General features: G+C 67.3%; 26 protein-coding genes and 1 tRNA gene. 17 read left to right on the forward strand and 10 right to left on the reverse strand.

The features are described 5' to 3' along the window. The first annotated feature begins 30 nt into the window (after nucleotides 1–30). Nucleotides 31–918 (forward strand): dihydropteroate synthase, encoded by an 888-nt coding sequence (folP, locus tag OS124_RS0122310; protein ID WP_010142248.1) that lies wholly within the window; start codon nucleotides 31–33, stop codon nucleotides 916–918. A 100-nt stretch (nucleotides 919–1018) separates the two neighbouring features. Next, the gene (locus OS124_RS25695; RefSeq protein ID WP_010142250.1) at nucleotides 1019–1696 is read left to right on the forward strand and encodes an META domain-containing protein; all 678 of its coding nucleotides are present in this window, start codon (nucleotides 1019–1021) and stop codon (nucleotides 1694–1696) included. A gap of 78 nt (nucleotides 1697–1774) precedes the next feature. On the opposite strand, the gene ilvC is transcribed toward OS124_RS25695, so the two are convergent. Further along, the gene (gene ilvC, locus OS124_RS0122320; protein WP_010142251.1) at nucleotides 1775–2797 is read right to left on the reverse strand and encodes a ketol-acid reductoisomerase; all 1023 of its coding nucleotides are present in this window, start codon (nucleotides 2795–2797) and stop codon (nucleotides 1775–1777) included. Between the two features lie 125 nt (nucleotides 2798–2922). Here ilvC and OS124_RS0122325 point away from each other — a divergent pair, with 125 nt between their 5' ends. Further along, complete coding sequence (locus OS124_RS0122325; protein WP_010142252.1) at nucleotides 2923–3378, forward strand: Lrp/AsnC family transcriptional regulator; 456 nt, start codon at nucleotides 2923–2925, stop codon at nucleotides 3376–3378. Then, entirely contained in the window at nucleotides 3375–3839 is a 465-nt protein-coding gene (locus OS124_RS0122330) for an Lrp/AsnC family transcriptional regulator (protein WP_010142253.1), read from the forward strand. The genes OS124_RS0122325 and OS124_RS0122330 overlap by 4 nt, the downstream gene beginning before the upstream one ends. Before the next feature lie 96 nt (nucleotides 3840–3935). Here OS124_RS0122330 and OS124_RS0122335 read toward each other — a convergent pair whose 3' ends face one another. The 3 genes from OS124_RS0122335 to OS124_RS0122345 all read right to left on the reverse strand — a co-directional run bounded on the left by OS124_RS0122335 (nucleotide 3936) and on the right by OS124_RS0122345 (nucleotide 6095). Next, nucleotides 3936–5135 carry a UbiH/UbiF family hydroxylase gene (locus OS124_RS0122335; RefSeq protein ID WP_010142254.1) on the reverse strand — a complete coding sequence of 400 codons (1200 nt, stop codon included), beginning with the start codon at nucleotides 5133–5135 and terminating at the stop codon, nucleotides 3936–3938. Nucleotides 5136–5147: 12 nt separating this feature from the next. Next, entirely contained in the window at nucleotides 5148–5378 is a 231-nt protein-coding gene (locus OS124_RS0122340; protein ID WP_010142255.1) for a hypothetical protein, read from the reverse strand. A 72-nt stretch (nucleotides 5379–5450) separates the two neighbouring features. Then, nucleotides 5451–6095: a pyrimidine 5'-nucleotidase gene (locus OS124_RS0122345; RefSeq protein ID WP_010142256.1), complete on the reverse strand. Its 645-nt coding sequence runs from the start codon at nucleotides 6093–6095 to the stop codon at nucleotides 5451–5453. Between the two features lie 102 nt (nucleotides 6096–6197). On the opposite strand from OS124_RS0122345, the gene OS124_RS0122350 reads away from it, so the two are divergent. Beyond that, complete coding sequence (locus tag OS124_RS0122350) at nucleotides 6198–6845, forward strand: GntR family transcriptional regulator (RefSeq protein WP_010142257.1); 648 nt, start codon at nucleotides 6198–6200, stop codon at nucleotides 6843–6845. Here the strand turns inward: OS124_RS0122350 and OS124_RS0122355 are convergent. Then, complete coding sequence (locus tag OS124_RS0122355) at nucleotides 6842–8773, reverse strand: glycosyltransferase family 2 protein (protein WP_010142258.1); 1932 nt, start codon at nucleotides 8771–8773, stop codon at nucleotides 6842–6844. The genes OS124_RS0122350 and OS124_RS0122355 overlap by 4 nt on opposite strands. A 195-nt stretch (nucleotides 8774–8968) precedes the next feature. After that, a complete protein-coding gene (gene carA / locus OS124_RS0122360; RefSeq protein ID WP_010142260.1) occupies nucleotides 8969–10126 on the reverse strand; it encodes a glutamine-hydrolyzing carbamoyl-phosphate synthase small subunit in 1158 nt (385 codons plus the stop codon). A gap of 229 nt (nucleotides 10127–10355) precedes the next feature. Here carA and OS124_RS0122365 point away from each other — a divergent pair, with 229 nt between their 5' ends. Together OS124_RS0122365 and OS124_RS0122370 are read left to right on the forward strand one after the other, a co-directional pair. Then, a complete protein-coding gene (locus OS124_RS0122365; protein WP_010142261.1) occupies nucleotides 10356–10817 on the forward strand; it encodes a GatB/YqeY domain-containing protein in 462 nt (153 codons plus the stop codon). 287 nt (nucleotides 10818–11104) lie between these two features. After that, complete coding sequence (locus OS124_RS0122370) at nucleotides 11105–11284, forward strand: DUF3008 family protein (RefSeq protein WP_010142262.1); 180 nt, start codon at nucleotides 11105–11107, stop codon at nucleotides 11282–11284. A gap of 35 nt (nucleotides 11285–11319) precedes the next feature. On the opposite strand, the gene OS124_RS0122375 is transcribed toward OS124_RS0122370, so the two are convergent. The 4 genes from OS124_RS0122375 to lipB form a co-directional block, all read right to left on the reverse strand. Next, nucleotides 11320–11790, reverse strand: a complete 471-nt coding sequence (locus OS124_RS0122375) for a DUF2244 domain-containing protein (protein ID WP_010142263.1) — start codon at nucleotides 11788–11790, stop codon at nucleotides 11320–11322. Between the two features lie 70 nt (nucleotides 11791–11860). After that, nucleotides 11861–13531, reverse strand: coding sequence for a cytochrome c oxidase subunit I (gene ctaD / locus OS124_RS0122380; protein WP_010142264.1), 1671 nt, complete (start codon nucleotides 13529–13531; stop codon nucleotides 11861–11863). A 317-nt stretch (nucleotides 13532–13848) separates the two neighbouring features. Beyond that, a complete protein-coding gene (locus OS124_RS0122385; protein ID WP_010142265.1) occupies nucleotides 13849–14313 on the reverse strand; it encodes a c-type cytochrome in 465 nt (154 codons plus the stop codon). A gap of 156 nt (nucleotides 14314–14469) precedes the next feature. Then, nucleotides 14470–15162 carry a lipoyl(octanoyl) transferase LipB gene (gene lipB, locus OS124_RS0122390; RefSeq protein WP_010142266.1) on the reverse strand — a complete coding sequence of 231 codons (693 nt, stop codon included), beginning with the start codon at nucleotides 15160–15162 and terminating at the stop codon, nucleotides 14470–14472. Between the two features lie 84 nt (nucleotides 15163–15246). Here lipB and OS124_RS0122395 point away from each other — a divergent pair, with 84 nt between their 5' ends. From OS124_RS0122395 to OS124_RS0122440, 10 genes are all read left to right on the forward strand, one after another. Next, entirely contained in the window at nucleotides 15247–16884 is a 1638-nt protein-coding gene (locus tag OS124_RS0122395; RefSeq protein ID WP_010142267.1) for a peptidoglycan-binding domain-containing protein, read from the forward strand. A 202-nt stretch (nucleotides 16885–17086) separates the two neighbouring features. Continuing rightward, nucleotides 17087–17173, forward strand: a tRNA-Leu gene (locus OS124_RS0122400). 637 nt (nucleotides 17174–17810) lie between these two features. Further along, nucleotides 17811–18881, forward strand: coding sequence for an alpha/beta hydrolase (locus tag OS124_RS0122405; protein WP_010142268.1), 1071 nt, complete (start codon nucleotides 17811–17813; stop codon nucleotides 18879–18881). 101 nt (nucleotides 18882–18982) lie between these two features. Beyond that, on the forward strand, nucleotides 18983–19378 hold the full coding sequence (locus tag OS124_RS0122410) for a (R)-mandelonitrile lyase (protein WP_010142269.1): 396 nt from the start codon (nucleotides 18983–18985) through the stop codon (nucleotides 19376–19378). Nucleotides 19379–19695: 317 nt separating this feature from the next. Then, nucleotides 19696–20163 (forward strand): lipolytic protein G-D-S-L, encoded by a 468-nt coding sequence (locus OS124_RS25700; RefSeq protein WP_010142270.1) that lies wholly within the window; start codon nucleotides 19696–19698, stop codon nucleotides 20161–20163. A gap of 83 nt (nucleotides 20164–20246) precedes the next feature. Then, nucleotides 20247–20978, forward strand: a complete 732-nt coding sequence (locus OS124_RS0122420) for a FadR/GntR family transcriptional regulator (protein ID WP_010142271.1) — start codon at nucleotides 20247–20249, stop codon at nucleotides 20976–20978. 238 nt (nucleotides 20979–21216) lie between these two features. Next, nucleotides 21217–21387, forward strand: coding sequence for a hypothetical protein (locus tag OS124_RS27670; RefSeq protein ID WP_168161505.1), 171 nt, complete (start codon nucleotides 21217–21219; stop codon nucleotides 21385–21387). A gap of 65 nt (nucleotides 21388–21452) precedes the next feature. Then, a complete protein-coding gene (locus OS124_RS0122430) occupies nucleotides 21453–21962 on the forward strand; it encodes an enolase C-terminal domain-like protein (RefSeq protein WP_138919626.1) in 510 nt (169 codons plus the stop codon). A gap of 17 nt (nucleotides 21963–21979) precedes the next feature. Further along, on the forward strand, nucleotides 21980–22153 hold the full coding sequence (locus OS124_RS27675; protein ID WP_010142273.1) for a hypothetical protein: 174 nt from the start codon (nucleotides 21980–21982) through the stop codon (nucleotides 22151–22153). Continuing rightward, the coding region (locus tag OS124_RS0122440; protein ID WP_010142274.1) for an NAD-dependent epimerase/dehydratase family protein at nucleotides 22123–22475 on the forward strand (353 nt) is incomplete at its 3' end. The genes OS124_RS27675 and OS124_RS0122440, both read left to right, overlap by 31 nt.

The following is a 22475-nucleotide window of genomic DNA, read 5'->3' on the forward strand; positions in this document are numbered from 1 at the left end:
GCCAGGTCGAGGCGCTGACCCGCGCCGGGGGTGAGTGCTGCGGCAGCGCGCTGCCCGGAGGACTGGCAGCGCCGGCTCTGCCGTCCGCGCCCGGCGCTGGCGGGCCTGTCGCTGGACCGGCCCCGGATCATGGGGATCCTGAATGTCACTCCCGACAGCTTCTCGGACGGAGGCGCGCACAATGCCCCCGAGGCGGCGCTGGCCCATGCCCGCGCCATGGCCGAGGCGGGCGCCGAGATGATCGACGTGGGCGGCGAATCCACCCGCCCCGGCGCCGCCGACGTGCCGGTCGAGGAAGAGATCGCCCGCACCGCCCCGGTGATCCGTGCGATTGCGGGGCTGGGCCTGCCGATCAGCATCGACACCCGCAAGGCCCCTGTGGGCCGCGCCGCCGCCGAGGCAGGCGCAGGGCTGATCAACGACGTCTCCGGCTTCGCCCATGACCCGGCGCTGGCCGATGTGGCCGCCACCTTCGGCCTGCCGGTCTGCGTCATGCACATGCGCGCCACGCCCGCCGACATGCATGTCGCCCCGCATTACGACAACGCCCTGCTGGACACCTACGACGAGCTCGAGGCCCGCATCGCCGCCGTCGAGGCCGCCGGCATCCCGCGGGCCCGCATCCTCGCCGATCCGGGCATCGGCTTTGCCAAGACCGCGCAGCACAACCTCGAGATCCTCAACCGGCTGTCGCTGTTTCACGGGCTGGGCTGTCCGCTGCTGCTCGGCGTGTCGCGCAAGCGCTTCATCGGCACCATCGGTCAGGCGCCCGAAGCGCGGGATCGCGCGCCGGGCTCCATTGCCGTGGCGCTGGCGGGGGTGGCCCAGGGGGTGCAGATGCTCCGCGTGCATGACGTGGCCGAGACCGCCCAGGCGCTGCGGCTCTGGCAGGCTGTGGCGCGCGGCCGCGCCGAGTGATCGGCAAGGATCCGAGCATTCCCCGCCGCCCTGCCAACTTGCGCGGGAAGGGGCCGGGGGAATCCTCTAGGTTGGCCGGGAACCGCGAAAGGATACCGCCATGCGTCGCCTGCTTCCCGCCCTTGCCCTGCTGATGCTCGCCCCGGCTGTCCGCGCCGAGGAGGCGCCGGTCAGCTTCCTCTGCGAGATGGGCGTCCAGATGCAGATCCGTTTCGCCGAAGACCAGGCGGTGCTGACCCATGCCGGCCAGTCGGTGACGCTGGACATCCAGCGCTCCGGCTCGGGCTTTGCCTATGCGGGCGCGGGGCACGCGCTGCGCGGCAAAGGGTCAGATGTGACCTGGACCGATGCGGCGGGACAGGACTGGTCCTGCCGGGGCGCGCCGGTGATGCAGGGCGAAGCCAGCGCCGCCGGCCCCGAGGCGCTGAGCAGCAGCCGCTGGCGGCTGGCCTACCTGCTGGACGGCACGCCCGAAGGCGAGGTGCCGCCGCGCCTCGAGGGCTATACCGCCGAGTTCCGCCCCGATGGCACCCTGGCCATGCGGCTGGACTGCAACAGCCTGTCCAGCCAGTGGACCGCCACCGCCAATGTCCCCGCCGCTGGCACGCTGGAGCTGTCACCGGGCAGGATGACCCGCGCCTTCTGCGGCGAGCAGGCCCTGGACGGCCGCATCGCGAGCATCCTGACCGACGTCACCGGCTGGAGCATTGCCGACGGCCAGCTCGAGATGCTGACCGCTGATGACAGCCGCCGCATCGTCTGGGATCCACTGCCCTGAGCGTGACGCCGCCGCAAAGCAAAAGGCCCCGCAATCGCGGGGCCTTCCGTCTTGTGTCGGATGAACGGGCCGGAGGGCTCAGTTCTTTTCCTTGTCGACCATCTTGCCGGCGCTGATCCAGGGCATCATGCCGCGCAGCTTCTCGCCGACCTGTTCGATCTGGTGCTCGTCGTTGATGCGACGGGTGCCCTTGAAGAACGGCTGGCCGACGGCGTTTTCCTGCATGAAGTCGCGCACGAACTTGCCGGTCTGGATGTCGCGCAGCACCGCCTTCATGCGGGCCTTGGTCTCGTCGTAGGGCAGGATGCGCGGGCCGGACACGTATTCGCCGTACTCGGCGGTGTTCGAGATCGAGTAGTTCATGTTGGCGATGCCGCCTTCGTAGATGAGGTCCACGATCAGCTTCACCTCGTGCAGGCACTCGAAGTAGGCCATCTCGGGCTCGTAGCCGGCTTCCACCAGGGTCTCGAAGCCCATGCGGATCAGCTCGACCAGGCCACCGCAGAGCACGGCCTGCTCGCCGAAGAGGTCGGTTTCGCATTCCTCGCGGAAGTTGGTCTCGATGATGCCCGAACGGCCGCCACCGATGGCCGAGCAATAGGACAGGCCCAGCTCAAGCGCCTTGCCCGAGGCGTCGTTGTGCACCGCGACCAGGCAGGGCACGCCGCCGCCCTTGGTGTATTCACCGCGCACGGTGTGGCCGGGGCCCTTGGGGGCCATCATGATGACGTCGACGCCGGGCTTCGGCTCGATCAGGCCGAAGTGCACGTTCAGGCCGTGGGCGAAGGCGATGGCGGCGCCTTCCTTCAGGTTGTCGTGGACGTACTTCTTGTAGGTCTCGGCCTGAAGTTCATCGGGCATGGTGAACATGATCAGGTCACACCATGCGGCGGCCTCGGCGATCCCCATGACCTGCAGGCCCTCGGCTTCGGCCTTCTTGGCGGATGCCGAGCCTTCGCGCAGGGCGACGACGAGGTTCTTGGCACCCGAGTCACGCAGGTTCAGCGCATGGGCATGGCCCTGGGAGCCGTAGCCCAGGATGGCGACCTTCTTGTCCTTGATCAGGTTGATGTCGCAATCGCGATCGTAATAGACACGCATGGTGTTTCTCCTTCCATTCCTGCGGCCACCATAGGCCCTGTTGCGGCAGCATTCGTTGCAAAATTCTCATTCATTCGCTATTTGATGAGGAAGCCATTCGTGATTTGCTGTACGGTGAAAGAAATATGCTGGATGATGCCGACAGGCGCATTCTTCGTCAGTACCAGGCCGACCCCTCGGCCAGCACGGCCCAGCTGGCAGAGCGGGCGGGGCTGACCCCCGCGACATGCTGGCGGCGGATCGAGCGGATGCAGGATGCCGGGGTGATCCGCGGCGTGCGCGGGGTGATCGACTGGCGGGCGCTCGGCTATACGGTCGAGGTCTCGCTGCGCATCACCCTGGACAAGAGCGCCCCGCGTGCCTTCGACGACTTCGCCGCCGCCGCCCGCAAGATCCCCGAGGTGCTGGAGATCCAGACCTTCCTCGGCCAGGTCGATGCGCGCCTCGGCATCATCGCCCGCGACGTGGAACACTACCAGGAGATCTACCGGGAGAGGGTCCTGGCGCTGCCCCATATCACCGATATCGACGCGCTGATGCATGTGGCCCGGGTGAAGTTCGACGAACAGGTGCCGCTATGAGCGAGGCCTTCCCCCTCGACGAGACCGACCGCGCCCTGCTGCGCGCCCTGGCCGAGGATGCCACCCAAAGCTCCGGTGCCCTTGGCCGCCGCTTCGGCCTGTCGCAACCCGCCACCTGGCGCCGCATCAAGCGGCTGGAGCAGGCCGGCGTGCTGGCTGGCCGCCGCCTCGACCTTGACCTGAAGCGCCTGGGCTTCGGAGTGACGGTCTTCCTGGGGATACGCCTCGCCACCAAGGGCCGCGCTTCGCTGGAAGAGTTCGAGCGCGCCGTCTCGGCCATCCCCGAGGTGCAGACCATCGAGCATATCCTCGGCGTCTACGACTACCGTCTGCGCGTCGCCGCCCGCGACCTGCCGGACTTCGAGCGCGTCCTGCGCCGCCGCATCATGACCCTGCCGGGGGTCGGCAGCGTCGACGCCAATGTCATGCTCTCGGAAGAACGCCTGCCCGGACCGCTCTAGGAGGCGACCGCGCCGCAGTCCCCCTTTCATCATCACCAGGCTGAAAATATTCCGGGGGTGAATTGAGCCGAAGGCTCGAGAGGGGGCAGCGCCCCCTTACCCCTTCGCCCCAAGTCCCATCTGCATGAGCACCTTGCGCACTGGCGCTGCCGCGTAAAGCGCATCCAGACCGACGGCGCGCAGATCGCGCAGGGGTTGGGCCGAGATCTGGCTGGCCCGGTTCAGTGCGTCGATCCCGGCGGCGCGGATCTGCACCTCCCGGTGCCGCGCACGATCATACTCGGCCATCATCCGGGCATCGCCCAGACGGTCGGGGGCGGCACGGGCGAGGTCGCGCAGGCAACGCAGGTCGCCAAGGGACATGTTCAGCCCCTGCGCCCCGATGGGCGGCACCACATGGGCGGCCTCGGCCATCAGCGCCAGGCGCTCGCCGGACATGTGCTCGGCCACCTGGGTGATGATCGGCCAGACCGAGCGACGGCTGAGCAGGCTCAGCGGGCCCAGGATCTCGCAGCTGCGCCGGTTCATCTCGGCCTCGAAGGCCTCGACCTCCAGCGCGGCCAGCTGTTGCACACGCGGCCCATCCTCCATCCAGACCACGGCCGAGCGGTGCCGGCCCTCGTGATCGGGCAGGGGGACAAGCGTGAAGGGGCCGCCCGAGCGGTGGATCTCGGTCGAGACATTCTCATGCGGCAGCGGGTGGCTGACCGAGAAGGCCAGGGCCTTCTGACCGTAGCGCCGGGTCGAGACACCGATCCCCGCCGCCTGCCGCATTGGCGAATTGCGCCCGTCGGCGGCCAGCACCAGCCGGGTCTTCACCCGGGTGCCGTCCGAAAGGCCGACGATCGCCCCGGCTTCGCGGGTGAACAGGCTGGAGGTGCCGGTGCCGGCGCGGAAGGTCACGTTGGGCAGGGCCCCGAGCCGCGCCAGGATCTCGCGGCGCAGCAGCCAGTTGGGAAGGTTCCAGCCGAAGGGAAGATCAGAGATGTCGGTCGAATCGAAGTCGCGGATCACCCGGGGTTCGGGCTCGGGGCCGCCGGCATCGACGATGCGCATGATGCGCAGCGGCGCGGCGTGGCTGGCGAGGTGATCCCAGATCCCGGCCTCGGCCAGCAGAGCCTGGGCCGGTTGCAGGAAGGCGGTGGTGCGCAGGTCGGCGCCCTCGGCGCTGGCCTCGGTCACCGGCGGGGCGGGATCCAGGCAGAGCACGCGGAACCCCTCGGCCCCCATGACCGCGGCGGCAGTCAGCCCCGCGACACCGCCGCCCGAGATCACGATATCGAAGTCGAACTCCATCCCAGGTCCTCCCTAGCCCCGCGTCAGCAGGATCAGCACAATGAACACCACCGGCACCAGGGCCAGGGCGGTCAGGCCAAGCGCCACCAGCCCCCAGGTCTTCACCGCCAGCACCATGGCGGTCACGGCGATCAGCGCGGCATAGCCGATATGGCCGAAGAAGTCCCGTTCGAGATCGCGCAGGATCCAGCCCAGAACGGGGATGTAGTGATAGAGGCGGCGGGGGGCGGCAAGCGTGGTCATGGTGTCTCCGTCAGATGTCCTGCCCTTCAGATGGGGGCAAAGCGCGCCCGGGGCAAAGCGACATCCGGTCGCTTACAGCAGCGCCTTCAGGAAACCCGAGAGGTCGGCGGTGCTATGATGCACATGAGGCGCTTCGACGGGATCGGGGGCGACATGGACACAGCGCAGGCCCATGGCGAAGGGCTCGATCAGGTTGCGGGGGTCGTCCTCGAACATCGCGGCGCGGGTCGGGTCCAGCCCGTCGGTGCCGAAGACCGTGTCATAGGCGGCGCGGTCGGGCTTGGGGTGGAAGCCGGCATGCTCGATCCCGTAGATCGCCGCAAAGAGCCCCGAGAGGCCGCGCGCCTCGAGCACCCTCTCGGCATAGGGGCCCGAGCCGTTGGTGAAGACGATCTTGCGGCCGGGCAGGTCGCGGATATGGGCCGCAAGGTCGGGGTCGCGCTGCAGGTGGCTCATGTCGATCTCATGCACATCGGCCAGGTAGGGGCCGGGGTCGACGTCATGCAGGCGCATCAGCCCCGAGAGGGTGGTGCCATGGTCGTGCCAGTAGTCGCGCCGCATCCGGTCGGCCTCGGCCTGGCTCACGCCGAGGGCCTTCATCACCCAGGCGGTCATGCGCACCTCGATCTGATCGAAGAGCCGCGCCTCGGGCGGATAGAGGGTATTGTCCAGGTCGAAGACCCAGGTAGTGACATGGCTGAAGGCATTTTCCGGCATGGCGCGACGCTAGCCCCGGCGCGGGCCGGGCACAAGCGCTGGTCTTGCATCGGGGCCGTCCCGCTGCCTAATGTGTCGCGACGATGAAAGGAACCCGGCTTCATGGCCAGCAAACCCCCGCAGGGCGATGCCTATTCGCTGATCCTCGAGGCCATCGACATCGGTCTTTACCGGCCCGGTGACCGGCTGGTGGAAAGCGAGCTGGCGGACCGTTTCGGCGTCTCGCGGACCCCGATTCGCGAGGCCCTGCAGCGGCTCGAGACCCAGGGCCTGCTGGCCCGCGACGGGCGCTCTCTGATCGTCGCCTCGCTGGATCACAACCAGCTGGCCGAGCTGTACGTCGTGCGCTCGGAGCTGGAGGCGCTGGCGGCGGGCCTCGCGGCGCGCCACGCCACCCCCGAGGAGGTGCGGGTGTTGCAGGACATGGTGGCTGCCGACCGTCGTCACCTGGGCGATCCGGCGGCGCTGGCCCGGGCCAACAAGCGCTTTCATCACCAGATCCACCTGGCCTCGCACAACCGTTTCCTGGTGCAGCAGCTGGATCTCGTGCACCGTTCGATGGCCCTGCTGGCGACGACCTCCCTGGCGGCCGATGGGCGGGGCAGCGACGCGCTGAGCGAACATGCGGCCATCGTCCGCGCCATCGCAGGGCGGGACGAAGAGGCCGCGGCCGAGGCACTGCGCAGCCATATTTCCCAGGCCTATGTGACCCGCCTGAAGCTGGACGCCGAGCGCGACGCCGATCTCTAGCTGTCCGGCGCGGCTGACCTGTCCCCGGGGCGCGGCGGCGTGACCTGGCCGGAGGGAGATGGCGGGCTCAGCGAGAGGCCGTGCTGGGTCTTGTCCCAGTAGAAGGGGTTCACCACCAGTTCGAACAGCGCGTTGTAGGCTGCCAGGCATCCCAGCGGATAGTAGAGATGCAGGGTGGGAATCCAGGGCCAGAGATGCCGGTGCCGCCGACGGCGGGTGGCGATCAGCCCGAGGGCGATGTTCTGCACCTCGGCGCAGAAGAAAAGCACGGCGCATGTGGTCAGCAGCGCCTGTGGCACCAGCGTCAGCAGGGGATGGGGCACCCCTGCCAGCATCAGCCAGAACGACCAGAGCAATGGCGCCAACAGGAACTGCGAGATCGCGGTGATGAAATGGGCGTGGAACCCGATCGTTCGCCAGGCCCCGAGCTCGCGGTGCAGCCGGTGCGGGTGGCGCAGGTGCACGAGGTAGGTGACCATGTAGCCCTTCAGCCAGCGCGAGCGCTGCTTGACCCAGGGCAGGGTGCGGCAGTTGGCCTCTTCCCCGGTGGTGGTGTTCAGAAGTTCGGTCCGGAAGCCGTGGCGGGCCAGGCGGATGCCCAGGTCAGCATCCTCGGTCACGTTGTGGGCGTCCCAGCCGCCGAGGATCTCGATCACGTCGCGGCGCAGGAAAAGCGTGGTGCCCCCGAGCGGGACGGCGAACCCCATGCGTGCCATGCCGGGCAGGACCAGCCGGAACCAGGTGTTGTATTCGACGGTGAAGCACCGGGCCAACCAGTTCTGCCGCGGATTGTAGTAGTCCAGCGCTCCCTGCAGGCAGGCGGTCCGGGGCGGGGCGGCGGCGAAGCGGGCGGCGACGCGGCGCAGCTGGTCGGCATCCGGTGCATCCTCGGCATCGTAGATCCCGATGATCTCTCCACGGCAGAAATCCAGCGCGTAGTTCATCGCCCGTGGCTTGGTCTGCGGCGTGCCTGCGGGCACGACCACGGTGCGGATCCAGTGCGGCAGGGCCAGCCCGGCGATCGTCGCCCGGGTGATGTCGTCGGCCTCTTCCAGCACCAGCACGATATCCAGCTTCTCGCGCGGGTAGTCGAGCTGTTGCAGCCGCTTCAGAAGCGCCGCCGCGATGCGCCTCTCGCGGAACAGGGGCACCAGGATCGAGATATCGGGCAGCTCTGCCTCGGGCAAGGGGCCGGGCGGGGCGGGCGGAGCAGGGCGCAGCAGGTGCACCGTGGCAGCCGCGCCCTTCAGCACCATCGCCAGCACCAGCGTCATCACCGCCCAGCCGGTCAGCGCCACCAGCACGGCCCCCGGGTGCAGCAGGCTCGCCAGCACCAGCAGGGTCAGCAGGCCGAAGGTCACGGCCAGGCGTCGCCGCGTCGCCGACCAGGTGCGGCAGCTTTCCGAGGCCGGCACCCGGCTGGACATCTGCTGCACCAGCTGGTTGCGGTGATGGGCGGCCACGGCGGCCTGGATCTGGGCGCGCGGCGCGATCACCGGGCGCAGACCCAGCCGCATCTCGCGGCGCAGCCGGTAGGCCAGGGGGGCGACGATCTCTACGTAATGCTCGGGGCGGGCGGTTGCGCAGACCAGGATGCCGTCATGGCTGCGCCAGGGCACGACCTGGTGGCGCAGGCAGAACTTCGGATCCAGAAGGTCCTGCAATCCGGGATCCGGGGGCGCCTTGGTGATATCGACCAGTTCCAGCCCGTTCTGCTCTGCCAGCAGGGCCAGGACCTCGGGTTCGTCGATCTCTCCCTCGGCCCAGCGTCTGCGCAGCTCGGCGGGCGGGGGCAGCGACCTTTGCCCGGCGAAGGCCGTGGGCATTTCCCGAAACATGCCGGCCTGCCCGAGATCCAGCCCCTCAGAGCTGGGCGGACCGACATGTATCGAGCGCTGCGCGTCCAGCTTTCGCAGGTTCGATGCCATAAATGTACGACCCCTTAAGTCTTTCGCACATGTGTTTCGCAGGAGATCCTTAATTGGCTGTTAACAAGATCTTTCCGAGAGGTTGCTCAAGGCGGCCTGCCGGCGTTTGCCCATGAACGTTAGCCCATGACATTGCCCACGAAAAAGGGCGGCGCCGCTGATGCGGGCCGCCCTTCGGAAGGGGATCAGGCAGGGTTAGGCGGCGACGCCCATCGAGGCCACGAAACGCTCGAACAGGTAGAAGCTGTCCTGCGGGCCGGGGCTGGCCTCGGGGTGGTGCTGGACCGAGAACACCGGGCGATCGGTCATCCGGATACCGCAGTTCGACCCGTCGAACAGGCTGACATGGGTCTCCATCACGCCGGCGGGCAGGGTCTGGCTGTCGACCGCGAAACCGTGGTTCATCGAGGTGATCTCGACCTTGCCGGTCTCGACGTCCTTCACCGGATGGTTGGCGCCGTGGTGGCCGTGGTTCATCTTCACGGTCTTGGCACCGAGCGCCAGCGCCAGCATCTGGTGGCCGAGGCAGATCCCGAAGACCGGCATCGACGAGCGCTCCAGCACCTGCTGGATCATCGGCACGGCATAGGCGCCGGTGGCGGCGGGGTCGCCGGGGCCGTTCGAGAGGAACAGACCGTCGGGCTGGTGCGCCAGAACGTCATCCGCCGTGGCCGAAGCGGGCAGAACGGTAACGTCGCAGCCGGCCGAGGCCAGGCAGCGCAAGATGTTGCGCTTGGCGCCGTAGTCGACGGCGACGACCTTGAAGCGGGGGGCTTCCTGGCGGGCGAAGCCGTCGGGCCAGGCCCATCTCATCTCGTCCCAGCGGTAGGACTGGGCGCAGGTCACGTCCTTGGCCAGGTCGAGCCCGACGAGGCCCTTGAAGCCGCGCGCCCGGGCAACCAGCGCCTCGACGTCGAAGTTGCCGTCGGGGTCATGGGCCAGGGCGGCATGGGGCGCGCCGCGGGCGCGGATCGCGCGGGTCAGGCGGCGGGTATCGATGCCGCCGATGGCGATGCGGCCGCGCGCCGCCAGCCAGTCCCCGAGTTCGCCGGCGGAGCGCCAGTTCGAGGGCTCGGTCGGATCCCATTTCACCACCATGCCGGCGGCGACGGGATCACCGGTCTCGTCGTCCTCGGGGTTGACGCCGACATTGCCGACATGGGGGAAGGTGAAGGTGACGATCTGTCCGGCGTAGGAGGGATCGGTCATGATCTCCTGGTAGCCGGTCATGGCGGTGTTGAAGCAGAGCTCGGCTTCGGTCACGCCGGTGGCGCCGAAGCCGCGGCCGTAGAACACGGTCCCATCGGCAAGCGCGAGGCAGGCGGTCGGTTTCGGTCCTTGAGACAGGGGCATGGGCGACTCTTACGGCTATGGGCAAATTGGCGCATGGCTAGGCCCTGGGGACGGGGAGGTCAAGGCCTCAGGTCCGGCCAATCGGGCCAAAGGTGCCGCTTTCGCAGGCATCCGTGGATGCAGCGGGGTCGGGCGTGACGTGACGGCGAGGCGCAAGCGGGAAACCTTGTCGCGCCGAAGTGGTTTCTATATGGTGACCATCTGCAATCAACGCGAGGGTAGACGCGACATGCAACTTCGGGAACGGGTCAATTCCGCTCTGAAACAGGCGATGAAGGACCGGGCCGGCGACAGGCTCTGCACCCTGCGGCTGATCAACGCCGCGATCAAGGACCGCGACATTGCGGCCAGGGGCGAGGGCAGCGAGGACGGGGTCGGCGAGGGCGAAGTCCTGGCCATCCTCGGCAAGATGGTCAAGCAGCGCCAGGAAAGCGCGCGGGTCTACGAGGAAGGCGGCCGCATCGACCTGGCCCAGCAGGAGCTGGGCGAGATCGACGTGATCGAGGAATTCCTGCCCAAGCAGCTGTCGGACAAGGAAGTCGAGACCGCCATCGACGAGGCGGTCTCTGTCACCGGCGCCAGCTCGATCCGCGATATGGGCAAGATCATGGGGCATCTGAAGTCGCGCTACACCGGCCAGATGGACTTTGGCGCGGCGGGCTCCAAGGTGAAGCAGCGCCTCGCCTCCTGAGCGCGCCCGGCTGACATGCAAGACCCCTGGTGCCCCTGGCGCCGGGGGTTTTTCTTTACCGGGGGCCGGGGGCTTCGTTAACGCCAGGCGCCGGTAACCTTGATCGTTTCCTGACGCGGGGAAGGCCTGCGGCCGCTTTCGGGCGGGGATGGGGCGGAGAGGTGGAGAGCGCGGACAAACGCGCGGCTTTCCCGGCCGGGGCGATTCGGGGGCACGGACGGGTGGGAACCCGGACCTCGGCTGTCGTGTTGGACCCTGAATGCCCCGGCCATCCGAGGAGGAGCGCGATGAAAGCCCGATCCCAAGCCCAGCAGAAGGCGGCCGGTGCCGCCCTTGCCGCCAAGCGCGGCGAGCAGGACCCCGACGCGCTGCAAGGCGCCTCGCGCGAGATGTACGACGAGATGACGGAGGCCGAGCTCGAGGAGATGGCCTCGACCTCGCATGACGATCTGCCGAAGCGGGCCTGAGGCGCGGATCTGGGCTGCGGGTCTGCCGAAGTGGCCTAGGCGCGACGGAAGGCGGCGCGCAGTTCGCCCGCCAGGCGCTTGCGCTCGTCCTCCGAGAGGAAGGCGCCGATCTCGACCTCGCGGCCATTGCCCGACAGGGTCACGTAGTGGGGCACCGGGCCGCCTGTCTGGTGCACCGTGACACGGACCCAGTAGGTATTGCAGTGCCAGTCGGCCCGCGCGCCACGCGGCCCCTCGCGGGTCAGGCGGGTCTCGGTCGGGCCGATCCGCAGCTGCTCGTGGATCATCCCGTCTGCGTAAGAGCGGCGCAGCCCCCACCACAGCCCCCAGAGCGCCAGCAGCGCGAAGGGCAGCAAGCCCCAAAGCGCCAGCGTGCCGAGGAAGGCCGTCAGGGGGATCATCGCGAGGGCGAAGAAGGTCAGGATCACCGCCGCGAAACCCTGCGGCGGCAGTGAGCGGTGCGGGCTCAGCTCCAGCTCTGTCTCGGTGGTCCAGCGGTAGGGCATGGGGGCCTCATGCAAAGGGGCGCCACATTGGGCGCCCCTTGTCAGTTTCCGTTTCCAATCACGCCGGGGCTCAGTGCGCCGGGGACTTGTCCCAGTCTTCCTGCTTCGGAAGCTGCTCGAAGGTGTGTTCGGGCGGCGGGCTGGGCAGGGTCCATTCCAGGGTGTCGGCGTATTCGTTCCAGTAGTTGTTCTGCGTCACCTTCGCCCCGCGGAACAGCGAGTAGAAGACGATGCCGAAGAAGAACACGAACGAGGCGAAGGACACGAAGGCGCCGATCGAGGACCAGAAGTTCCACAGCGCGAAGCCTTCCGGGTAGTCGATGTAGCGGCGCGGCATGCCCTGGCGGCCCAGGAAGTGCTGCGGGAAGAAGGTCAGGTTGGCACCCAGGAACATCATCCAGAAGTGCAGCTTGCCGGCCCACTCGGGGTATTGGCGCCCGGTCATCTTGCCGAAGTAGAAGTAGATACCTGCGAAGATGGCGAAGACGGCACCCAGCGACATCACGTAGTGGAAGTGCGCCACGACGTAGTAGGTGTCATGGTAGGCACGGTCCACAGGCGCCTGGCTCAGCACCAGGCCGGTCACGCCGCCCACGGTGAAGAGGAACAGGAAGCCGAAGGCCCAGAGCATGGGCGTCTTGAACTCGATCGAGCCCTGCCACATCGTCGCGATCCAGCTGAACACCTTCACGCCCGTGGGCACCGCGATGACCATGGTCGCCAGCATGAAGTAGCTCTGCTGGGTCAGCGACAGGCCGACGGTGTACATGTGGTGTGCCCAGACGACGAAGCCGAGGACACCGATGGCGATGATGGCCAGGACCATCGGCAGGTAGCCGAAGATCGGCTTGCGCGAGAAGGTCGAGATCACGTGGGAGATGATGCCGAAGCCCGGCAGCACGATGATGTAGACCTCGGGGTGACCGAAGAACCACAGGATGTGCTGGTAGAGGATCGGATCCCCGCCGCCGGCCGGGTTGAAGAAGGTCGTGCCGAAGTTCCGGTCGGTCAGCAGCATGGTGATCGCGCCGGCCAGGACGGGCAGGGCCAGGAGGATCAGCCAGGCGGTGACGAAGACGGACCAGGCAAACAGCGGCACCTTGAACAGCGTCATGCCGGGCGTGCGCATGTTCAGGAAGGTGGTGATGATGTTGATCGCGCCGAGGATCGAGGAGGCACCCGAAACGTGCACCGCGAAGATCGCCAGATCGGTCGAATAACCGCCCTCGGTGGTCGACAGCGGCGGGTAGAGCACCCAGCCGATGCCCGAGCCGAGCTGGTCGTTGCCGCCCGGAGCCAGCAGCGAGGCGACGCCGAGGCCGACACCGGCCACGAACATCCAGAAGCTGAGGTTGTTCAGGCGCGGGAACGCCATGTCCGGCGCGCCGATCTGCAGCGGCATGAAGTAGTTGCCGAAGCCGCCGAAGAGGGCGGGGATCACCACGAAGAACATCATCAGGACGCCGTGATAGGTGATCATAACGTTCCAGAGGTGCCCGTTCGGGGTACATTCCGCAGCGGAGGGCCAGAAGCGTGCGCCCTCGAGGCACATGAACTGCACGCCGGGGTGCATCAGCTCCATCCGCATGTAGACGGTGAATAGTACCGAGATCAGGCCCGTCACCGCGGCGACGACCAGATAGAGAATCCCGATGTCCTTGTGGTTCGTGGACATGAACCAGCGGGTGAAGAACCCGCGGTCGTCCTCGGCCCCGTGGCCATGTACGGCTGCGTCGGCCATGATTGCCTCCTCGTCAGGTTGGTTTGAAGCCCGCGGAAGGGACTCCGCGGGCTCTCAAATTAGTGACTTTCTATAATCGGCACGCGGTTCCGACAATGGCCGTAATTGACGCAGATCAATTTTTTCGCGTTCCGTTCGGGCCTGCAGGCCGCTCGTGGGTCGCGATCCAGTCACGGGCAGGTCCCCGGCAGGGGTCCTGTCCGGCCCTGCGCGGGACGCCGGTCGGTGCCGCAGCAGGACTCCTCCCTCCCTGCCGCGGGGCTGGATGCGCGGGCCAGGGGGGCGGAGCCGCCTGCACGGCGGTCCCGCCCCGCCCCTCAGGAGCCGTCGCCCTCGGTCGCCCCTGCCTCGCCTTTGGCCTCGTCCCCGGCGGACACCTCGGAGAATGTGGCAAGGTAGGCCGCCACGTCGGCTTGGTCCGAACGCATCTTGAAGCTCATCTTGGTGCGCGCGCCCTTGTCGTCGAGGAACTCGGCCAGAAAGGCCTTGGGGTCGGTCATGTAGGCCTGGATGTTGTCGACATCGAAGACCAGCCCGGCTTCGCCCGCCTCGACGATCGAGGTGCCGTAGCGGAAATCGGTGCTGCCGGCGGTGCGTCCGATGACCCCGTAGAGGTTCGGTCCGGTGGGGCCGCCCTTGACGAAGACCTCATCGGCCGAGGCGATGGTGTGGCAGGCCTTGCACTTGCGGAACTCCTTTTCGCCGTTGGCGGCGTCGCCCTCGGCGAAGGCGGGAGAGGCGAGCAGAAGAGATGCGGCTGCCATGGTGATGAATCGGGTCATTCTCTGTCCTCCGATACCGGGTTGCGGCGTTTCCTGATCCGTCTCTACAGCAGCGCTGCGGCAGGCCACAGGGGGCGCGCCTCGGCCAATTGTCGCAGGAGGGCAGGCGGGTTGGCTCTGGCGCAGAGGCAGGCGGGCTGACGGGGAACTGGGCGATCAGCGCCCCTGCGGCGGGAAGGCGGCGTCGAAATTGGCCATCAGCGCGCTGTCGAGGTCTTCCATCGTCACCGGCAGGCCGAGGTCGACGAGGCTGGTCACCCCGCGATCCGAGATGCCGCAGGGCACGATGCCCGAGAAATGCTCCAGCTCGGGTTCGACGTTGATCGAGATGCCGTGGAAGCTGACCCAGCGACGCAGGCGGATGCCGATGGCGGCGATCTTGTCCTCGCGCGGCGAGCCGTCGGGGTTGGGTGTCTTCTCGGGGCGGGGCACCCAGACACCGACGCGGCCTTCGCGGATCTCGCCGCGGATGCCGAAGTCTGCAAGCGTCGTGATGACCCAGGATTCCAGGGCCTTGACGAAGGCGCGGATGTCGCGGCCGCGGCGGTTCAGGTCAAGCATGACATAGACCACCCGCTGTCCGGGGCCGTGATAGGTGTACTGGCCGCCGCGCCGCGCCTCGTAAACGGGGAAGCGGTCGGGGGCCACCAGATCCTCGGGCCGGGCCGAGGTGCCGGCGGTGTAGAGGGGGGGATGCTCCAGCAGCCAGATCGCCTCGCGCGCCGTTCCGGCGGCGATTGCCGCGACGCGCGCCTCCATAACCGCCAGCGCTTCCTCGTAGCCGACAGCTTCGTTGGAGATGATCCATTCGACAGAATTGTCGTTATTTTGTTGGTTCGGCTGCGGCAAAACTTCTTCTCCGGCGGGCTGGTTGGGGGCTATGCTGGATTCGATTGAGCCTTTTTCATTTATGTCCATCGGAGAGTTTGATCCATGTCCTATCGCAAGATTGCCACGGGGGTCGTTGCGGCCTCGCTCATTGCCACAGCACCAGTTGCCGCCATGGCGGATAGCCTTGGCGCCGCCATTGTCGGCGGCATCATCGGCGGCGCCATCATGAACGGCGCGGCCAAGCCCAAGCGCACCTATACCTCTTCCGGCGTCTCCTCTGTCACCCGCGCGCAGAACCGCGAGGTGCAGACGGCGCTGAACTACTTCGGCTTCAATGCCGGCACGCCGGATGGCGTCATGGGGTCGCGCTCGCGCAGCGCGATCATGCAGTACCAGTCCTACATGTCCTTCCCCGCCACCGGCCAGTTGCTGACCTTCGAGCGCGACCACCTCGTCGGCTCCTACAACCGGGCCGCGCTTGGCGGTCCCGACGTGACCCGCTCGCTCAGCAAGTCGCGGGACGGCGCGCGCGGTCTGCTGGTGATCTGGCGGGACGGGACGGGCGCCTCGGGCCATGGCGGCATGGGCTATGCCGGCCTGCCGATCGAGGTCTCGGATGCGGTGGACGAGGTTGCCGCCAGCACCGAGCCGACACCCGAACAACTGCTGCAACGGGCCGGTTTCATCCAGACCGCCGACCTGAACGGCGATGGCCAGAACGACTATATCCTCGATACGGCTGTCACCGGCTCAAGCTTCTGGTGCGGAGCCAGCCAGTGCACCACGATGCTGTTCGTGTCGAACGCGGGCGGCTACGAGCGGCGCCAGTTCCAGTACCTGATGAACCCGCAGCGCACCAACACGGTGCAGGTCAGCTACTTCCAGTGCGACCACACCGGCTGTCGGATGAACGATCCGCTGGCCCAGCCCCAGATGGCGGTCGCCCCGGCACCGGCCCCCGCGCTGCCGCAGCAGCAGCTTGCGGCGGCACCCGTCGCCCCGGCGCCGCAGCCGCTGGCCAGCCTGCCGACCTTCGCCCTGCAGGCAAGCCCGGCTCCGGCGCCCTCGCTGGCGGGCTATTGCGAGAAGGTCAGCCTGATGACCTCGTCCAACGGCGGCTATGTGACCCTGGCCACCATGTCGGACCCCAAGATCGCCCTGGGCGAGCAGTTCTGCTATGCCCGCACCTATGCCACCACCGAGGGTGAGCAATACGTGCAGCGCGTGCCCGGCCTGACCCCGGCAGCCGCATCCCAGCAATGCGCGGGCTTCGAGCCGGTGCTGGCGCCCTATGTCGCCAGCCTCTCGACCACGCCGGCCGCGCAGGTCATGGCCAATGTGGCCAGCTACGCGGCGACCTCCGGCATGACGGCCGACCAGCTGAAGGCCACGGCGAAGATCTGCCTCTTCTCGGGCTATCGCGGGGACAACATGCCGGTGGCGCTGGGCTCGGCCCTGCTGCTGGCCGGGGCGGGCGAAACGCCCTACGCCGAGCTGGTCGCGCATCACCTGAACGAGGGGTATGGCACAGAGGCGGCGCCTCTGGCTGCGACGGGCTGGTACCAGATCGCCATTGCCGCGCTGGATGGCGGCGCGCCCTCGGTCTTCGGGGACAGCCTGCCCGACCGGGTGGAGCTGCTGCGCGCCGCGGCGCTTGGCCTGCGCATGCCGGTGCAGCAACTGAACGAGGCTCCGGCCAGCGTGCCCGCCTCGCTGCCCAGCTTCAACCTTAGCAAGTAAACCCTGACCACACTGCCGCGGAAGGGCCGTTCCGTCGATCGGAGCGGCCCTTTGCCTTTCGGCGACGGCCGTTCCGTCCATGCCGGACGGGTCGTTTTCGGCCCCCTGTCCGGGCCAGTCGGAAATTCCACGCAAGCAGGTGATTTTGCGCTTCACATTGCCGGCGACGCTGGGTATACGCCCGCTACCTACCTGATCACGTGCGGTCGTGGCGGAATTGGTAGACGCGCAGCGTTGAGGTCGCTGTGGGGTAACACCCGTGGAAGTTCGAGTCTTCTCGACCGCACCAGATCAGAGGGCAGCCGCCTGATATCTCTCAGGAAATTCTGGCCCCTCTGTATGCCCCCCCCCAAGAAAACTGATCCTCCGAGCCGGCGAAGAAGCCGACCTTTCTGCAGGTCCTGGTGAACCTCTTCGCGCCTGACAGTACAGCGTGATGTGGTCGGCCTTGACCCGGCAGCAGGGTGTGGTGAGCGCCACCGCGAAGGCTGCCCGGACACCGGCAGGGCTTAAGCTGGCGGGGGTGGTCATGGTCGGCTCTCCGTCTGCGTCCGCTCCAGATTCTGCAGCCTCTGGCTGGCCTGCTTTCTCAGCCCATGGATCTGTCCCTATGTCCCGTGGGCGTTTCAAGCGCGCTTATCGCGGCAGCGCCATCCCCGGGCGCCCTGCGCGCTGTTACGCTCACATGGTCCGTTCTCGATTGCTACCGCCGCCTCGGGGCCGTCGTCTGGCGCGCGGGTGTCTCGATCCATGATCGCCCTTTGCGCCGGGCCAGGGGATCCTGCATCACAAGACGGTCGCGCTGACCGGACACCCCCGGTCAGCATGAATCCTGTTCATGGCCCTGATAAATCATGGCCACCTTATCCGGGCACGCTTGCACGCCACATTCGGAAGCAGACACCTTCCGAACCGGAGACACAGAGATGGCCAACCCGACCGACCCGCAAGATCCCGCCCGCCGCGATCTGCTTCTGCCTGCCGACGCCGCAGCCTCCGGGCATGCCTCGACTGGCGCCGGGGCCGTGCTGGCGCAGGCGACGAGCGAATGGGACAAGACCTTCCCGAAAAGCGACCGCGTCGACCACCAGAAGGTCGGCTTCACCAACCGATACGGTATCGCCTTGGTGGGTGATCTCTACCTGCCGAAGGAGCGCTGGGCAGGGCGCCTGCCGGCCATCGCCGTCGCCGGCCCGTTCGGCGCCGTCAAGGAACAGGCCGCGGGGCTCTACGCTCAGGAGATGGCCGAGCGCGGATTCGCGGCGCTGGCCTTCGATCCCTCCTATGTCGGCGAGAGCGGAGGCATGCCGCGCTACGTGGCCTCTCCCGACATCAACACCGAGGATTTCATGGCGGCGGTCGATTGCCTCGGCCTGCACGAGGCGGTGGATCGCGGGCGTATCGGCATGATCGGCATCTGCGGCTTCGGTGGCATGGCCCTGAATGCCGCCGCCCCCGACAAGCGGGTCAGGGCGGTTGCGGTGACGTCGATGTATGACATGAGCCGGGTGATGGCGCGCGGCTACCATGACGCGATGACAGGGGACCAGCGCGCAGCGACCCTTGAAGCCCTGAGCCGGCAGCGCTGGGACGACGCCGCGTCCGATGCCGTACCCGCGCTGGCGGGCGGGCTGCCCGACGCGATCGACGAGGCGACCGATCCGGTCACCCGCATGTATCATGCCTACTACAAGACGGACCGCGGCTATCACCCGCGTTCGCTGAACTCGAACGGCGGCTGGAACGTGACCTCTCCGCTGTCGTTCATGAACATGCCTCAGCTCTCTTGTCTCCACGAGATCTCGCCCCGACCGACGCTGCTCATTGCCGGCTCCGAAGCGCATTCGCGCTACTTCAGCGAGGACGCCCATGCCGCGGCGCGCGATCCGCGGGAGTTGGTGATCATCGACGGTGCCGATCACTGCGACCTCTATGACCAGAAGGGGATCATTCCCTTCGACCGTCTCCAGGGGTTCTTCGAAGAACACCTGGCTTGAAAAGCGGTGCCGCCTTGCCACAGTAGGGCGGCACCCTCTCGCCTCCCGTCGCCGTGGTGGCCGCAACGGACCGCCAGGTCCTTCGATGAAAGGAAGAAACGATGAAGATCATGCGTGCGGGCACTGCGCCCTCGACCCCCGGCCCGGCAGAGTACTTCACCGGGACGGTGCGGATCGACCCGCTCTTCAAGGCCGATGAGCCGGGCCGCGCCGGCGGCGCACATGTCACATTCGAGCCGGGCGCCCGGACGGCCTGGCACACCCACCCGGCGGGGCAGACCATCATCCTCACCTTCGGGCGCGGTCGCGTGCAGCGGGCCGGCGGCCCCGTGGAAGAGGTGTCGGCCGGAGATGTCGTGGTCTTCGCGCCCGGTGAAAGGCACTGGCATGGTGCGGCGCCCGAAACGGCAATGTCGCATATCGCCATCCAGGAAAGCATCGACGGAACCGCGGTGACCTGGCTCGAACAGGTCGCCGACGCGGACTACCTGGCCTGACGCCATCCATCGGATCCGATCCACCTGGCTTCAACCGCGCCGCCGGCGCTGGCTGTCCTGTCGGCGGAGTGCCTCGATACCGGGCGTGCTCCGCCGGCTGACGGCCTGGGTCTCAGGCAGGGCGAGTTGTCAATTCAGTGGATAAATTCATGGTGCGCACGAGTCTCGCCTTCGGCGACAGCATCCCCTGGGGAACCACCCCGTTGGAGGGGGGCGCCATCGCTACGGAGATCGCTGGACCACGGTGGTCGAGCAGGGGCTGGGAGCGGGCCTCCGGGTGAATCCCGAGGGTCTCGGCGGGCGGGGGACTGCGACGGATGACCTGGCGGCAGCTTTCGGCCGCAACGGGCGGGCGCGCCTTGCCGATGATGCTGGCCGGCCACTCTCCGCTTGACCGGATCATCATCATGCTTGGGGCCAATGACCTCAAGGCGCAGTTCTGCCCGACCGTCCACGGTGTCGGGGCCTGCATGGGGCGACTGATCGGGATCCTGCGCAGCTTCCCTTGTTCCTGGGTCATGTGGGCATCGAAGATCCTGATCGTCTCGCCGCCGCACTTCGAGATGAGGGCCAGCGGTGAAGGCCCGCAGTCCGGGCGCCGCATCGAGGAAGGCCGCAAGCTGGCCGGCGCCCATGCCGAGATTGGCCGTGCCCAGGGCGGCGGCGTCTTCGATGTCGCCCCCCATGTCACCGCAAGCCCGGTGGACGGCGTGTCCCTGGATGTGGCCAATACGCGGGCACTTGGGGCGGCCCTGATCGCGCCTCTGCGCGGGATTTCGGGCTGATCAGAGGGGCCGTGTTGCGGTGTCCTGAGGGGCCGGTTACGTTTTTTTGGACAAATTAGCAACGTGCCGGTGGTCCGTCCGACGTGTCCCTGAATGCCATCTCCGACGCGCATCCCGTCGTGGCGCCCCTGCGCAAGCGGCGTCTTGCAGATGAGGTCTACGCGCAGATCCTGCTGCAGCTTTCCACCGGACGCTATGCCGTCGGAGAACGGCTGCCGACCGAGAAGGCGTTGGCGGCCATGTATGACGTCTCGCGCCCGGTGGTGCGCGAAGCGTTGCGGCACCTGCAGACCGACGGGCTGATCGACGCGCGGCGCGGCTCTGGAACCTTCGTGTTGCGCCTGCCGCCGCACGAGATGGCGCACTACACCGACGATGCAAGGATCGCCCAGTACATGCGGTCCTACGAGGTGCGCCAGTGCCTGGAATCCGAGGCCGCGCGCCTTGCCGCCCTCCGCATCAACCAGTCGCGCCTGCGTCGCCTGCAACAGGCCTTGCAGAAGATGGAAGACGCCATGGAGCAGGGACAGGACATCCTCGAGGCAGACTTCGAGTTCCATCTCGAGATCGCGCGGGCCTCGGACAACGACCTGTTCGAGAAGCAGCTGATGCTGCTCCAGCCCGACATGGTGGGGACGATGCGCATTGCCTCTTCGATCACCGAAACGCGGCCCGAGGCCCGCAAGCGCCGTGTCGTCCAGGAGCACCGGGACATCTTCGAGGCGATCAGCGTAGGTGATTCCGAACTGGCGCGCCTCTACATGCGCTATCACCTCGTCAGCGTGCGCCACCGGATCATCGACCAGGACAGTTGAGTTTCCCTTTCCGGATCTCCGTCGCTTTTGGGGCAGGGCCAAAAATCCCTTTATTCAATGGGCTTGCGACCGTGTTGATGGCCGTCTCCGCGTCATTCTGGAAAGTATAAGACAAAATAACAGACATGTTTTGGGCGCGCGGACACCTTGCCCGACGAAAGCTGACACCGCCCGTGCGTTGGTCGGGGCAGGTCGGGCGTGGCGTCGCATGGCCCTCTGTCGAACTGCGCAGTTTCCCATGAAGATCACGTCCATCACGCTTGCCCCGATCCAGACCCATCGGCGCACCGGCGCGATCGGTTTTCACCTGATCGTTCAGCTTGACGCGGGTGAGAGGGCCTGGCTGGGGGACTCGGATCTGGATTGGTGCCGGATTTCCATGCCCGACCTCGAGGCGGTGCGTGTCTGAATCAAGAAGATCGTGCTGGGGCGCGACCCTTTCGCGGTGCAGGCGATGAACATCTAGATGGCGAAGTGACTGTACAACTACGTCATCTCGACGCCCGCTACCCGCCTTTCAGCCCGACGTTGCAGATCGCGGCGGGGATCGACATGGCCTGCTTCGACATCACGGGCAAGGCGCTGGACACGCCGGTGCATACCTTCCTCGGAGGCCAGGTCCGCGACGCGATCGACATCTGCTATCCGCTGTTTCAGGTGAAGGCCGAGGCGGAATACGAGCGTAACCTCGGCTATGTCGAGGAGCTTCTGGATCAGGGTATCTCGCGCTTCCGCGCCCACGTCGGCGTGGACTTCAAGAAGGACGAAGCCTTGCTGGCCGCGCTACGGGACCGCTTGGGCGACCGTGTGATGCTGAAGGCGCTGGACTTCCGGGCGCGGCATTGCTGGAAGGACACGCTGCGCGCCTCTGACCGGCTGAAGCAGTTCGGCTTCGAGGTGAATGACAGCCCCAGCTGGCGCGAGGACCTCGCCGGCATGGCCGAGCTGCGCCGCCGGGTCGAGGCGGATATCTCCGAGCATTAATCCTCGGCGCCCGGGTCATGGCGGTGATCCGTGCCGATGCGGTGGACATCTTCGACGTGACGATGCGTTCGGGCGGGCTGGGGGCGATGATGACGCAGATCGGGGACCGGCTGGATACCTCCTGCCTGACCGTCACCGCCAGAGCCTGGGTGAGAGCCTGGTGGGCGCGCAGGTCGGCAATGGCGACGTGATCCGCCCGCTTTCGAACCCGGTCTGCAGGCAGGGCCCGCTTGCGGAGATGCACGACGCCGCCTCGCTGCATGCCGCTATGCAGGGCTGCGACGCGGTGATCCACCTTGGCGGCTATTCCATCGAAGGCCCCTTCGCGCCGATCATGGAGGCCAATATCCTCGGCCTCTACAACCTCTACGAGGCCGCCCGCGCCAACGGCCAGCCGCGCATCCTGTTCGCCTCGTCGAACCACGTGGTGGGCTTCCATGCGCAATCCGACGTGATCGACGCCAGCGCGATGCCGCGCCCCGACAGCCTCTACGGTGTCTCCAAGGTCTTCGG

The organism is Oceanicola sp. S124, from assembly GCF_000220565.1.
Taxonomy (GTDB): Bacteria; Pseudomonadota; Alphaproteobacteria; order Rhodobacterales; family Rhodobacteraceae; genus Pseudooceanicola.